Source organism: Flagellimonas marinaquae (assembly GCF_023716465.1).
GTDB classification, from domain to species: Bacteria; Bacteroidota; Bacteroidia; order Flavobacteriales; family Flavobacteriaceae; genus Flagellimonas; species Flagellimonas alginolytica.
In genome coordinates this window covers 651,113-664,751 of the sequence record NZ_CP092415.1, presented here as the reverse complement: position 1 = coordinate 664,751, position 13,639 = coordinate 651,113, and the positions used below count along the sequence as shown (strand labels likewise).

11 protein-coding genes are annotated in these 13,639 nt (G+C 38.8%); 5 read left to right on the top strand and 6 right to left on the bottom strand.

The genetic code is table 11. The annotated features are described in order from the left end of the window. Positions 1-73: 73 nt before the first annotated feature. The 4 genes from MJO53_RS03110 to MJO53_RS03095 form a co-directional block, all read right to left on the bottom strand. Positions 74-1,576, bottom strand: coding sequence for a hypothetical protein (locus MJO53_RS03110; RefSeq protein ID WP_252080441.1), 1,503 nt, complete (start codon positions 1,574-1,576; stop codon positions 74-76). 430 nt (positions 1,577-2,006) lie between these two features. Continuing rightward, positions 2,007-3,347 (bottom strand): DUF885 domain-containing protein, encoded by a 1,341-nt coding sequence (locus MJO53_RS03105; protein ID WP_252080440.1) that lies wholly within the window; start codon positions 3,345-3,347, stop codon positions 2,007-2,009. Between the two features lie 135 nt (positions 3,348-3,482). Next, entirely contained in the window at positions 3,483-4,580 is a 1,098-nt protein-coding gene (locus MJO53_RS03100) for a DUF2911 domain-containing protein (RefSeq protein WP_252080439.1), read from the bottom strand. A gap of 314 nt (positions 4,581-4,894) precedes the next feature. After that, entirely contained in the window at positions 4,895-6,268 is a 1,374-nt protein-coding gene (locus MJO53_RS03095) for a CocE/NonD family hydrolase (protein WP_252080438.1), read from the bottom strand. A gap of 1,133 nt (positions 6,269-7,401) precedes the next feature. Between MJO53_RS03095 and MJO53_RS03090 the strand changes: the two genes are divergently transcribed. Continuing rightward, positions 7,402-9,627 carry a DUF5916 domain-containing protein gene (locus MJO53_RS03090; RefSeq protein ID WP_252080437.1) on the top strand — a complete coding sequence of 742 codons (2,226 nt, stop codon included), beginning with the start codon at positions 7,402-7,404 and terminating at the stop codon, positions 9,625-9,627. Here MJO53_RS03090 and MJO53_RS03085 read toward each other — a convergent pair. Then, entirely contained in the window at positions 9,624-10,643 is a 1,020-nt protein-coding gene (locus MJO53_RS03085) for a helix-turn-helix domain-containing protein (RefSeq protein ID WP_252080436.1), read from the bottom strand. The two genes, MJO53_RS03090 and MJO53_RS03085, sit on opposite strands and share 4 nt — an antisense overlap. Positions 10,644-10,780: 137 nt before the next feature. On the opposite strand from MJO53_RS03085, the gene MJO53_RS03080 reads away from it, so the two are divergent. From MJO53_RS03080 to MJO53_RS03065, 4 genes are all read left to right on the top strand, one after another. Next, a complete protein-coding gene (locus MJO53_RS03080) occupies positions 10,781-11,305 on the top strand; it encodes a hypothetical protein (protein WP_252080435.1) in 525 nt (174 codons plus the stop codon). A 24-nt stretch (positions 11,306-11,329) separates the two neighbouring features. After that, entirely contained in the window at positions 11,330-11,968 is a 639-nt protein-coding gene (locus MJO53_RS03075; protein WP_252080434.1) for a GyrI-like domain-containing protein, read from the top strand. Positions 11,969-12,030: 62 nt separating this feature from the next. Next, positions 12,031-12,489, top strand: coding sequence for a YybH family protein (locus MJO53_RS03070; RefSeq protein WP_252080433.1), 459 nt, complete (start codon positions 12,031-12,033; stop codon positions 12,487-12,489). Then, complete coding sequence (locus MJO53_RS03065) at positions 12,461-12,634, top strand: hypothetical protein (RefSeq protein ID WP_252080432.1); 174 nt, start codon at positions 12,461-12,463, stop codon at positions 12,632-12,634. Before MJO53_RS03070 ends, MJO53_RS03065 begins: the two co-directional genes overlap by 29 nt. Here the strand turns inward: MJO53_RS03065 and MJO53_RS03060 are convergent. Continuing rightward, complete coding sequence (locus MJO53_RS03060) at positions 12,631-13,629, bottom strand: hypothetical protein (protein ID WP_252080431.1); 999 nt, start codon at positions 13,627-13,629, stop codon at positions 12,631-12,633. The genes MJO53_RS03065 and MJO53_RS03060 overlap by 4 nt on opposite strands. Between the last annotated feature and the right edge of the window lie 10 nt (positions 13,630-13,639).

The window sequence follows — 13,639 nt, the reverse complement described above, 5'->3', positions numbered from 1 at the left end:
AAAACAAATAGGTTTTATTTGTAGTCTTCAACCATCCTCACAGAGTTATCGAGCAGGAAAATTGTAACGCAAATTACTTTCCTAGAAATCCATAGAAAATATCCTGTTCCAATGTTTTTAAGTGGTTCTTCTTTTTAATGAGAAGTTTTCCGTCGTTCACAGAAGCGTCTAGACCAGCTGGATACAAATAGGTTTCTATGGGGAACTTTGCAGTTCCATGGATATATGTATCAAAAAAGGAAGATTGATCTTCCCCACTCAGATCTGACAATAGTTGACACACTTCATCAATATCATATTGTTCTTCTGAACCCCCATATTTTTGGTAAAATGCCCTCATCAACATATCCAAACTTTTGGTATTGTTCGTTGCATTCCGAATAAGGATGTCTTGTGCCATCCCTACAAACATTCCACCTCCATATACCAAGCCCCAATGATCGTGTTTGGCCTCACCGTCCGACATCGCCAATGTGCCAACCCCATCATCATCAATATATCGCTTGTAAAAGAAATCCGAGAGCACGTTCAGATAACTTTCATCATTTAAAATACCAATATGATATAAGGACTTCACCGTGTAATAATTTGTAACCCCCTCTTTGAACCATTCCAAATTATCTGAGTTTGGAGAGAAAGACTTGCCATTCCAAAGATGGAAGAATTCGTGTGCAAAAATGAATCTGGAAATCAATTTTGAAAATTCATCCCCATCTTTCTCCACCAAGACACTGATGTTGTTTCCCAATGCCTCCCCATCAGTGGCATCCCAGGCATTGACAACTACCACAGATCGTAATGTTCCTTTTAAGTTGGGAGGGTTTGGGTTGCCGCCCATAAGATTGACGTAGTAATTTAAAACTCCGTTGGCAATTTCCTTATATTCTTCCTCTTGCTCCATGGTTTCTTTGGTGCCCAACGCAAAGATCAATTCAAAGTCCTTTCTTTTGATTTTGATTTCCTTGTGTGTGCCCAAGAACATCACGGATTGTAAAAGATCGTCTATGCCTTTCATTGCATACCTATTCGATTCTTTGCCATCGACTTCCCATGGAGTTGTTGCTTTCCAGTGTTTGGGCAAATCAAATTTTACCGAGATATCGTTCCGTTGGGTCCCATTGAGCATGAATAACGACCGGCCTGTATAAAAGACGCCATGTTCCGTTGGATATGCGGCACCATCAATACCTCCACTCCATGTGTAATCTGGATGGGTAAGATGAACATTGTAGGTAACCGTTATTGGTGAGGTATCATCTCCTTCAAGTTTCCACTTTGGACCTTGTAATTGTACAATGTTTACTTTATTCTTATGGTGGTCATATGCACTTATATCATGTAAAAAATGACCCCAACTGTTTTCAAAGGCACGGGCACTGCCATCCATATATAGAATACTATCTTGTGGTATGAATTTCATGGTGATCTGTGCCACGTCGGGTTCGTTCTCTTTGATGGTGACCTTGTAAGAGATTTGTTTTTGATTTTTATCCAGCTCATTTGCATTCGAACTGATACTGGAAAAGGCCACAGGGATTAGCCATAGGCTTGGCTTTTTTAATAAATTGAATAACATACTTCGTTTTTTGATGATGATGAATAATTTTTGTACAAGCCCCACAGTTCAACTTGTATAGGTCACATAGAGGGGATGCACTGATTTTTGATACATAGTCGTAACTTTAAAATTAAGCTATTAGTTTAAGCCTTTGGTAAAACCTGGTAAACTGTAACATTGTAAACAATGGATTGTAACATGGTCTATGGAATTTTAGGGTTTCATATTAAACAGCTTAAGTACGTATGGCATCAAAGTCACTGAATAATAAAAGACTAAATTCTAGGTGTTTGAAGGCATTCCAAATGCTATGAAGATGACAATTATCCTTTTCATGTGCCAATTTTTGAATGTTCAGTTTCACGTCAAATGGTTTCTAACTTATTTGTATAATCATAAAAACGGACAAAACGTTGCCTTTGCAACAACCAGTTTTCTAATAAGGGTCTTATTTTTTCTTCATCATTTTTTTGACAGTGCTGATGGGTATGTCCCCATGCTCCAATACCTTATGATGAAAGGTTTTAAAATCAAAGTCAGCGTTTGATTTTGCATCTTGGAGAAGTCCCAAAAATACTTTTGCGCCGTACTTATAGGTAATTACTTGTGCCGGCCAACGTTTCATTCTGTTGATTTCCCGAACACCAATATCATCTTGGTCTTTAATGTGTTCTTTCCAAAATGCAAGGGCTTTGTCATCGGACCAACCATAGTAGTTTAACGCAACATCAAGACAAACCCTAACGGACCTGATCAGGTCCCATTCCCATTTGCCGTACTCGTCATATATGGTATTAAAAATGCCCAATTCATTACCCAAATATTCCACATACGCACCCCAGCCTTCGACATATCCGGGATACCAAAAAAGTCCTTGTATTCGGGTTCTTTCAATTATGTTGTTGACATTAGATTGATAATGGTGACCCGGTATGGCCTCATGGACATAAAACCATCCCAGTTGCCTTTTATTGAATGGTTTATTGAAAATATTGTAGAAAAAAGTGTTGTTGCTGTAATAAGCAGGAACTTGAGCCATATCTTGGTTACTGCTTCTAGCGATATCAACTTCTGGTATTTCTGGGACATACGGAAAAAGGTTCTTTGAACATATACCAACCTTTTCCTTGATTTTTTCAAATGCTTTTTGAATGTCTTCGGGGTTTTCAAAATAAAAAGCCTTGTCTACTAAATATTCTTGAAATTCCTCCTTGGACAATCCTGAAGCTTCCTGTAACCGTGTCATGTTGGACTTCACCATTGCTATCTCTTCCAATCCAAAACTGAACAGTTCTTTCGGTTTCACCTCGGCATCCACCCAACGTTTTAAGAGATAGCTATACCAATTTTTCCCGTTGGGGATGGTGTAAATACTTTTGGTATCGTCCAAATCAACTTCTTTCCAACCTTGCTCCAGGCGAATTCTTTCGAGATTTAGACGGGCTTCATAATTAATAATCTCATAATTGATCCATTGATGATCTGTTAGTTTGGAACTATCAATATTTTTTATTTTTTCAAGCATCTCTTGAAAAAAGGCCTCTTGTTTTGTTAGCTCCTTTCCATTGGAAATATCTTGGAGCAAATTCACATAATTGATCTGCAAATCAGGTATGTCCATGGCTTCAAAAGCATTCAAGAATTCTTTCTCTATGGTTTCAAAATCCTGCTTTTGGGAAAAAGTCAGTGTAGGTAACATAAAAAGAATCCATAAAAAACCTGTCCTCATTGTATTCATTTTAAAACTTTGATATTCAAAACCACCTGCATCCAATATCTTGGATTCCAAAGGCAATCAGTAAGTTTCCCATTAGCATTATAAGTTTCTCTATATACTTCTCATGGTTTTTGAGCCACAGTAATCACCGGGGTACAAGGGATGAACAATTCAGTGATGCGCTTCAAATAGTACATAAATTTGATTTTAAGATTGTTGAGGCAGTTTATAGGTGCCGTTTTCAATTTCGGCCATTATTTCTTTCAATCTTGAATGGAATTGTTCTGGGGCACCTTTAATTGCTTTGCCAATATCCTTTAAGGAAGCCTTTTTATTCCCTAAAAAGTATAGACTGATGCCCCTATTAAGTTGAAGGAACCATGTGTCAGGGTTTTTATTTAAGGCTATATTACAGTAATCCAAGGCATCTTGATAGAATCCGTTTTGAAGCAAGAACTGACTAAATCCGTTAGCTTCATAAGCCGTGACATCTAGATTTTTGGCCTCAGAAATTATGTTTTCCATTTCTTGGGCCTTGTTCAATTTTTTTAACAACTGTATCTTGGTTGAAAGATTGGTCAAGTTCTTATCGGCGGCAAAACCGTTATAGCCACCATTGATCGATCTGCTTACCCACTGCAAAGCCTCATCCAGATTGGTGTTATGGTTCAGGCACCACAAGGCAGCATCGTTCCATGCCTGCCAGTGATAGGTATTTATGCCACGTAATTCGCTTCGTAAACTTTCAACAACAGTTTTGTTCAAATCTACTTCAACCTTAAATGGAATACGTTTTTTGCCCCACTCCAACCCAATGATCAACGAATTTTCAGTCCTGTCCAAAAATTCATAATCCAACTGCTCGGAAATTGCACATGTTTTGGGATTTACGGTTACCTGTAGGCTTATATCGTTCTCCATATCCAAATAATAGCTTCCCCATTGATCATGATTGTGAGCAAAAAGCAGTGTATAGGTATCATTTTTTGGAATGATATGAAATCCATATTTACCTGCTTTTAAAGATTGTCCCTCGATCATTACGTCCGTGGAAAATGTAATGGTGGTGGCCATATTGGCGCCGGCCCGCCATGCAATGGGGTTTCCTTCTTGTGGAACCACATCATTCCAAACATCCCTGTTTCGCAATGCAGGACTTCCATAATCCAATGTAATTTCCGTTACACCCAATCTTTGGATTTCTTGTACCCTAGGGCTTGCTTGTGGCATAGTTAAGGTATGGAATTGAGCAGTTATGTTTTGGATTAAAAAAACTGCTGTCAGAGCTATGAATAGTTTTCTCATTTTCGTTTTGATTAAAGTGTTTTTCTAAGTTGTTTAATTTTATATGTCTTGTGAAGAAAGGTTCAAAAACCATTTTGTTCTTCTCTTGGTTTGTATCTCATTTAAACCAATCCAACCACTTTGCCTTTTGTGTCTAAAACGGTATTCCACTGCATTTATACTTATGGAATTGATCATTGTGATGTAACCTTTGTACTATCCAAATTTTATTTGCCAGTTTTTATGAAAATTTCATTTTGGTCTATTCATAATGACTTACTGGACATGAAAAGAAGAGTGCGCATGTAGCCATCAAATACTTAAGTCTCATTGGTCTATTGTTTAAGGTTATTTCGCATCCAGTCAATGCTTTCCCTAGCTATTTCGGTATTGTAGTTTTCACTTGCATACGATAGCATATTTCCGCTGGAAAGGGTCTGGACATTATGTTGCATGGAATCAAATTTCACAAAGCCATGATCTGCGTTTTCTATCAAGACAAAGGTACCCTTACCAACATTCTTATTGACCAAATCAACAATTCGCTGCGCACCTTTTTCATCGATTGCCTGAATATCAAATTCGCCGTGCATGGCCAGGACATTGGTTTTGACCATAGACCAGCTTTTTGTGATGTCAACATCGACAAGTCCTTGCCAAAATTTGAAATCACGGCCAATGTATTGGTTCCTTTTAAAGTCTTCGAGGTTGAATTGTGATGCGTATTCTTTTTTCTCCGACATTTCCTTTCCTGATAATTTGTGGACCAGCAAATCGTCATTGAACTTTAGATTGACCTTATTGTTCTCTTTGATTTGTGCTTCGGAAACCCCAAAATGCTTGGGCTGAATGGTATAGAGGTCAACCATATAATCGTACCAATTTTTTCCAACGGTTCCATAGGTAATTATCCCTCGTGGTGATTTTACGTCGGTTAGCAGTGGAGCTATCACCCCTCCCATGGAGTGTCCGAACATGAAAATATTATCAGTGTCTACTGATTGTTTTTTCAATAAATCGGCATATCCCTGCTTAAATGCCAACAATTCTGCTTCAAAACCAATTTCTGAACATGGTCGCTCGCCTTTACTGTCACCGACCCCTGGTTTTTCGACCCTGTACACAGCAAAACCTGCATTTACCCAATCGAGCAATAACTTTTTCATTGGGCCATCGTCAGATACTGTTTCTACTGAACCGCAGGTATAGCCCTGAAGAAAATAGATCACAGGTGGCTTCTCTTTGTGTTTGGGTGTCACTAAAATGCTTCTTAAGGTATTTCCTTCGTAAACTACCTCACCATAGGAAACAATGCCGTTTTCAAAACTCTCCTTTGGCCTTCCAAGTAGACGGGTAGAATTGTTCCGCTTTTTACCGCCAGACCAATATTCCACTTCTACAAGATCTCCTTCGTATAACTCCCCAGCAACATCCAAAACGTCTTGTACACCATTTATCGACCTGCCGTTTAGTTGGGTAAGCACATTGCCCTGTTCCACGCCCAAATTTGAAAAAGTAGAATTGGGCATTACAGCTGTGATATAGATTCCCGAACTGACTTTAAGCTTGTGTTGGGCGGCAATACTATCGTTCAAAGTTTGCATCATTACCCCTAAAAGTCCCTTTCTTTGTAGTGTTTGGGCATGGATGGAGTGCAATCCCAAAATGGAAACAAAAAGAAAGGTCCAAACGAAAGATAAACGACACATATGGTTTGCTTTTATTGATTTATTTGGAACTAAATTTACTCGTTTATGGGTGCCGGGTCGTCCGAATAGCTGCAAATACATAAATTAGTACCAACTTTTAAGAGACTTTAACAGGAGGCTCCGAGAAAAGAGGGTTGTAAAGGATGTAACAGCACTAAAATTTTGTGATATGATTTTACGAAAAAGAAGGAGATGCCTCTACGCCCACTTTTTTGAATACAGCATTAAAATGGATTTATTGTTAAATCCCGATTTATAGGGTATCGTTTATTTGAACTTTGATAAAGCTTGCTATGTACTTTACGAGTTTTCCTTAGGGCCATATTTTTCTGCCATGTTAATCAATGGCAGCTAAGTAATATGTAGCCTAAAATCATCGTCTTAGAAGTCAGTAAACAACATCAATCCATCCAATAGATTCTTATCATCAAAATGCTTATGTGCAAATTGATTGAACCAATATCATTATATGTATGTGGAATTAAATTTTATGTCTTCAAAACGAGAATCATTACTTTATAAGCTCTCCTTAAAACCGAACTGTTTAAAAGTAGAATAATCATCTTAACTAAACGACAATATGAGAAAGAGCAAATTTCACCTCACTTATCATTATGGACGATTACAATAGGGAAGTACTGCACGTCGAAGTGGAATTTCCCCTTCACAAGCAACCGGTGGTGCGGTCGCGAACTACTGGATAAAACGAAGGGGTAAGTCCAAACACATACGTTTGGACATCGGTCCTGAATTTATTGCAAAGCTCATCTCACAATAGAGCGACATACATAGAATACAGTTCAAATATATACAACCGAAAAACGAATCCAGAATGCAGTCGTGGAATGGATAAATGGCACTTTTGGGAGAGATACCCTTCACAGGTTCAACATTGATGATGTATTAGTGTAATATGCAATTCTATGCTATGGGAAATCTACAATTAAGTATTGAGGATACTATGATTATACCTTTTCTTTTCTTAATGGAATAAATACTTTCCATACCTGTACGGTGACATGATGGCTGTGAGTAAATGACTTAGGCATAGTGCGCATCTATAAAAATGGGATTTAAATTTCATCTCCTCAATTCCTAATTCCGTAGCAGGATATGTAAATAATAAGGGAATATTGAAGTTTAAAAAATATCAAGTGGTTAATAGGTTGGTTGTATTTGTCCTGCTGTTTCTGTACTGTCAATTGTTGATTGGTCAGGAGCTTACCTCCAGTAGGAACCGATTTCGTTATGAAATTCAATCACATTCCAAGCGCATTAAAGTGGATGGATTGCATGATAGTGATGAATGGGAAGAATTCGATATGATACATGAACTCTACAATCACAATCCCATAGATAAAGGATTGTCAACGAAAGAGACTAGGATAAAAATGACCTATAATCACCAAATGTTGTTTATTGGCGCTTGGATTTATGATAATGGTGATCGCGTCGTTCAGTCACTGCAAAGGGACTCCGATAATGCACATTGGAACAGTGATTCCTTTTCAGTAGTAATAGACCCAATCAATAGCAAGCAGCATGGTGTATTGTTCGGTGTCAATGCCGGTGGCGCCGAAATAGATGGCACTCTTTCTGTAGAATCATCCCAAACCTTGTATTCAGAAACATGGGATGAAAAATGGTATTCCGCAGTGGGTCATTATAAAGATCATTGGTTTGTTGAGATAGCCATCCCCTTCAATAGTCTAAGGTACACTAAGGATAATGATCAATGGGGCATTAACTTTATTCGAACGGATAAGACGGCGAATTTTTATTATACATGGACCGAATTTCCAGTAAACTTCAATGCCATAGATCTTAATTATATGGGTACCTTGTCATGGTCAAAACCTCCAGAAGTAAAAGCAAAGCGATTTTTTGTGAAACCTTATGTTACTGGGATTTACAACGAAGGTAGAGTGGAGGGGGCAAGTGTGGACACCGACCTGGAAATAGGTGGGGATGTTAAAGTTCCCATCACCCGTTCGTTATATGCTGACCTTTCGATCAATCCGGACTTTTCCAATGCAGATGTGGATCAGGAAATTGTCAATATCTCTAGGTTTGATATTTCCCTTCCGGAGCGTAGGGACTTTTTTCTGGAAAACAATGATGTCTTTTCCAATTTTGGAAACGAGAATATCAGACCTTTTTTTTCCCGTAGAATCGGTTTGGCCAACGGGGAAAGGGTACCTATTGTTTATGGGGGAAAATTGACAGGTAATCTCGGTAGGAACCTGAGGGTGGGGCTGATGGACATACGGACAGCCTCTACAGAAACTATGGACCCTGTACAAAATACAATTGGGTCCTTTCACTATAGGGTGTTTAAACGTTCTTCAATCAAGGGTTTATATATAAACCGTAATATCTTGGATGAAAACGGGTACGAACAAGATAGCCGCAACTTGGGAGGCGAGTTCTCTTATATTTCCGATGATGGGAAGCTTAACAATATAGTTATGTTCCATACAAGTCAAACAAAAGGACTGCCTTCGGGGCATTTCCTTGGCATGGAAGGTAGCTACAGTTCTAGAGGTTTCGGGGCAGGTTGGGTATTTGACCAAGTAAATGATTCCTTTAGGGCTGATTTGGGCTTTGTCCCAAGGACCTTTGTCTATAACGCCGAAGAAGGGCGATTGATCAGACAGGGATACACCCAGATAAACCCTTGGATGAAGTTTACTTTTTTTCCGAAATCGGGTGTACTCAACACCCATAGTATTCGGACATGGCACCATATCTATTATTTTAACCGCAATCCTAATGAGCGACAATATAACCTTGCCTATGATGCATTTTTTAAAAATACAGGTTCATTTACGATCTCATTGAATCATTCGGATATAGACCTGATGTATCCCACAAATTTTTTGGGCGACAACTACGATAACCTACCCGCGGACAATTATACCCATTGGAGAACTAATCTTTCTTATAATTCAGATATTAGACGTCGTTTGAGTTATGCTCTAGGGATAAACATGGGTACATTCTATAATGGAAACAGATTGACCGTTACCTCTTCGACCAATCTTCGTTTTGGATATTGGGGAAATTTTGGAATTTCGTATGATATGAACAACATTGATTTGCCTGAGAACTATGGCAAGACCTTGCTCCATTTGATAAGATTCAATGGGTCTATCAGTTTTTCCAATAAGCTATTTCTCAATAGCGCGGTACAGTATAATTCGTTCAATAGGAATTTTAGTATATTTTCCAAGTTGCAATGGCGTTTTTCACCATTGTCCGATATTTTTCTCATCTACAACCAGAACAATGAAACCGATGATTTTACCCTGAGCCATAGGGCCCTGATGATAAAGGTTACATACCGGTTTGGGATTTAAGCATGGGAAACCAGGTTGTCCATGCCCAATAACTGTTCCTCATATTCGGTAGGGCTCATACCGGTAACTTTTTTAAATGCGGCATAAAAAGTTGAAGGAGTATTAAAGCCAACGGAATAAGCAAGGCCTTCAATTTTATGATGTCCCTCTTCGCGCTCCGGTAGCTTGTCTATAACCTCTTGTATGCGCAAATGATTGATGAATTCTGAAAAGGATTTTTCATATTCCGCCTTTATAGATCGGGAAACCAAATAAGAGGGGAATCCCAATTCCTTGGAAAATTTGTCTAATGTGAGCGAAGGCACGCGGTATATTTTATCTCTATTAATGGCTAATCTTACTTTTTCCAATACCTTGGGATCTCCTTTTTTGCGAACCTGTTTTTTGGGAAATAGCATGGGGTTTTTCAAGGACACAATAAATAAGGTATAAAATAAAAGAGAGGATAAACCGGAAGCAATGGTATAGTTCAAAAGCTCATTAGTATAATATTGGAAAAGGTAAATCGAACAAAAAAGAGTTACCGTTGTCAACAATACCATGTTCCATCTCACCAAGACATTTTCCATACCCTGTCCGCCCTTGAGTAGAAGAGCCCAAGAAACCAATAGGTATATGGACATAAGATAGGTCGTATACATATAAAGTTCCACAGCAAAGTCCTTTCCCAGTACCGTAATTGCCATAAAGCCAAATACTGCGGGAAGAAAATGAAGGTATTCGCGCACATGTAAACTGTTAAGGTCCATTTTTTGGGCATTCTTGACATAAAGCCAGGTTAATGGGCCAATACAAGCCAGTCCTAGATAACTGATAGCCATCCCCAATTCTGGAAGGTTCAGTGAAAAACAGAAAAATGACTTGGAACAACGTACCGCCAATGACACAAATAGGAGGGCCAACAAGGTTTGTTTCAATTTATTTTCTTTTCTGACATAGTAAAAATAAATGGCTAACAGCAATCCCCCTGGAATAGCAATTCCGGACAAAAATGAGAGTATCAACAAAAGATCCATGATAAAAAAGTCTCTTGATTTAAGAATTCAACATAAAACTGGATTTCATTCAACCTAGTTTTGCTTTATGTAATGAGTATGGTAAAAAGGAATTCGTTACAGAAATAATTGTTAAAAAATTAAAGTTACTAATTGAAATGAAAACTTACCTGTTTTACGCCGTTTGTCTTTTGGTTTTTTGTAAGGGTATGGCCCAAGAAAAAGATTATGCTGATGTCACCTCTACAATAGATGGTACCATTGATGCTTTGTACAATGTAATATCCGGAGAGAAGGGCGAAGAGCGCGATTGGGACCTGATGCGATATATTTATCATCCTAACGGTCGACTAGTTGCCACTAGGCAAAATCCGGATGGTACAGTGGGTGCTGTTTTTTTGACGCCGGAAGGTTATATTGAAAGTTCAGGGCGATGGCTGTTCGAAAATGGTTTTTATGAAGAAGAGATACATCGTGAAGTTGCGGTATTCGGGAATATTGCTCAAGTATTCAGCACGTATCAGTGTTTTAAAAGCAAAAGCGATACCGAACCTTTTATGAGGGGTATCAATAGTATACAACTGATTAATCAAGGCAACAGATGGAGGGTGGTCAATATATTCTGGCTGCAAGAAACAGAGGATAACCCGATACCCCAGGTCTATCTGCCAAAACAACAATAAACATAACAGACAATATAAGTTTAGATGAAGAAACATGAATGGCGGAAACAGGAGCGATCGCTCTACCTACCGAAAAAAGGACCGGAACTGATTGATGTTCCATCACAAGTCTTCCTGACGATAAGCGATAAAGGAAGTCCAAAAGATCCAAAATTCGCCCATGCGGTAAAAGCACTTTATTCCATTTCATATGCTATTAAAATGACCCTTAAGAAATCCGATGACCGACCAGCAGATTATTATGATTACACGGTTTATCCCCTCGAGGGTATTTGGAGCCATATGAATATGACCAATACGTGTTCGGCAGGTGGCCGGTATAAGGATAATTTAGTTTATGAGCTTATGATTCGACAACCTGGATTTATAACACAACAGCGTTTTATGTCCTTGTTGACCGATTTGGTTCAGCGTAATGACAATGAATATCTGAGTAAGGTCGGATACCAGGTCATACGTGACGGCAAGTCGGTACAGATGATGCATGTAGGGCCTTTTGAAAGGGAAACAGAAACGTTGGAACAAATGGAAATCTACGCCTCGAACCATCAATTGAAAAGGGTTACGGATAGCCATCGGGAAATTTATCTGACGGATTTTAATAAAACAGCACCTGAAAACTTGAAGACTGTGCTACGGTTTTCCGTTGAGGAAGACTTGTGAGCGAGAGGAAAGAATAAGTAGAAACTGACAACTGACCCTTCACGATATAAAATAGTGGTTATATGAAGTTGATTCAAATAATTGTCTTAGCATGCTTCTCCAATGCATATATCTTTACCGGAATTGGTCAGGAAAGTGGGATGCCAGTAAATTTCAAAGGGAAGCAAAGGTCTATTTATGAAACTGAAATGGCCTTTCAACAAATGATACGGGAGTCAGGTGTCCAGACAGCTTTTTTATCTTATGCAGATGATCAGGCAGTATTGAATAGAAATGGGGTACTTGTGGAAGGAAAGGAAGCCATAGCAAAATTTTATGGCACCTCACTTTATGAAGAAGCAAAAGTGAAATGGGTTCCCAAGCAAATAGTAATGGCTAAATCTGGTGATTTGGCATATAGTTATGGTGCCTATATCTGGTGGCTTCCCGATTCTTCGGGAAAATTGATCGAGTATCCTGGGATTTATATGACCATTTGGAAACTTCAACCAAATGGAAATTGGAAATATGTTTGGGATTGAAGTAATTTATATTTCTATAAATGATTGGCTCGATCAATATGAATTGCCGTTGCCTAAAAAGCGTATGGTTGATGATTTGATAATAATGGGCGTTCCAAAATTTTGGAAATGCCCATTATTTTTTGATATATGTGAGCATAGCTAAAGAACCATGTCTTTATAGTAATCCAAATCCAAACCGACAATATAAAAATTCAGTGATCCATTATTACTGGAGGATTGGATGGATTTAAATTTGGCATAACTGGACATTGCCGTCTCTTGAATCCCGGCTAAACGACGTCCCGTTGTAAATATCAAATAGTTATTGTCAGGAGTTACATAGGGACTCCCATCAATTTGGTCACTATTGATATTTTTCCCCATATTGATGGGGTCTGTCCATACATTGTTTCCTTTGTTGAAGCTTATGTACAGATCACTGTTGCCAAATCCATCGGGCTCGTCCACACGAACGAAAATGATAAACGATTTATCCTGTGCCACAAAGGCATCTGCCTCTCGACGTTCTGAATTGATGTTTTTTGGAAGGGCAATCGGCTCTTGATATTTTCCATGCTGGAATCGTGAGAAATACAAATCGGAGTTACCTGTTTTGTCGGAATTGAAAAAGAGCGTTCCATCTTTTGTCATGACAGGATAGAATTCGTTGCCCTTTGATGCTATTGGCGCGCCTATTGGCTGTGGATCATGCCATTGGCCGTCTTTTCGTTGAGAGGTCCAAATATTAAAATTGAATCCTTCAGGTTTTCCTTCGTAGTGTTGGAAGGTGGAGAAAAACATGGTCTCGCCATCAGGGGAAATCTGTACATCAGCGATGGGGGTATCGCTCATTACAAAAGGTACGAACTCCGGCTCTGAAAAAGTGTTGCCATTAAATACTTGGAATGCGATTCCGGTAACTCCTAATTTTTGGGAGGTAGCGGAATAATAAATGGTCCTAACATCAGGACTGAAAGAGGTGTTGAACTTGTCCAATGATGTGGATACGGTTTCAGGGAAAAACTTGATAGGGGAGCGTAGGTTTGTATCCAATGTATACGCGGGCATTTTCGTCCAGTTCTCATAGTCTTTGAATGTTGATTTTACCGTACAACCCATAATTGCAAGGGCCAGAAGGTAGAAAGGTGTTTTTCTCATTTTAATATGT

Coding starts and splice junctions, on each gene's coding strand:
- MJO53_RS03110 (WP_252080441.1), bottom strand. CDS start 1,576: ATGTTATTCAATTTATTAAAAAAGCCAAGCCTATGGCTAATCCCTGTG.
- MJO53_RS03100 (WP_252080439.1), bottom strand. CDS start 4,580: ATGAGAAAACTATTCATAGCTCTGACAGCAGTTTTTTTAATCCAAAAC.
- MJO53_RS03095 (WP_252080438.1), bottom strand. CDS start 6,268: ATGTGTCGTTTATCTTTCGTTTGGACCTTTCTTTTTGTTTCCATTTTG.
- MJO53_RS03085 (WP_252080436.1), bottom strand. CDS start 10,643: ATGGATCTTTTGTTGATACTCTCATTTTTGTCCGGAATTGCTATTCCA.
- MJO53_RS03080 (WP_252080435.1), top strand. CDS start 10,781: ATGAAAACTTACCTGTTTTACGCCGTTTGTCTTTTGGTTTTTTGTAAG.
- MJO53_RS03075 (WP_252080434.1), top strand. CDS start 11,330: ATGAAGAAACATGAATGGCGGAAACAGGAGCGATCGCTCTACCTACCG.
- MJO53_RS03070 (WP_252080433.1), top strand. CDS start 12,031: ATGAAGTTGATTCAAATAATTGTCTTAGCATGCTTCTCCAATGCATAT.
- MJO53_RS03065 (WP_252080432.1), top strand. CDS start 12,461: ATGGAAATTGGAAATATGTTTGGGATTGAAGTAATTTATATTTCTATA.
- MJO53_RS03060 (WP_252080431.1), bottom strand. CDS start 13,629: ATGAGAAAAACACCTTTCTACCTTCTGGCCCTTGCAATTATGGGTTGT.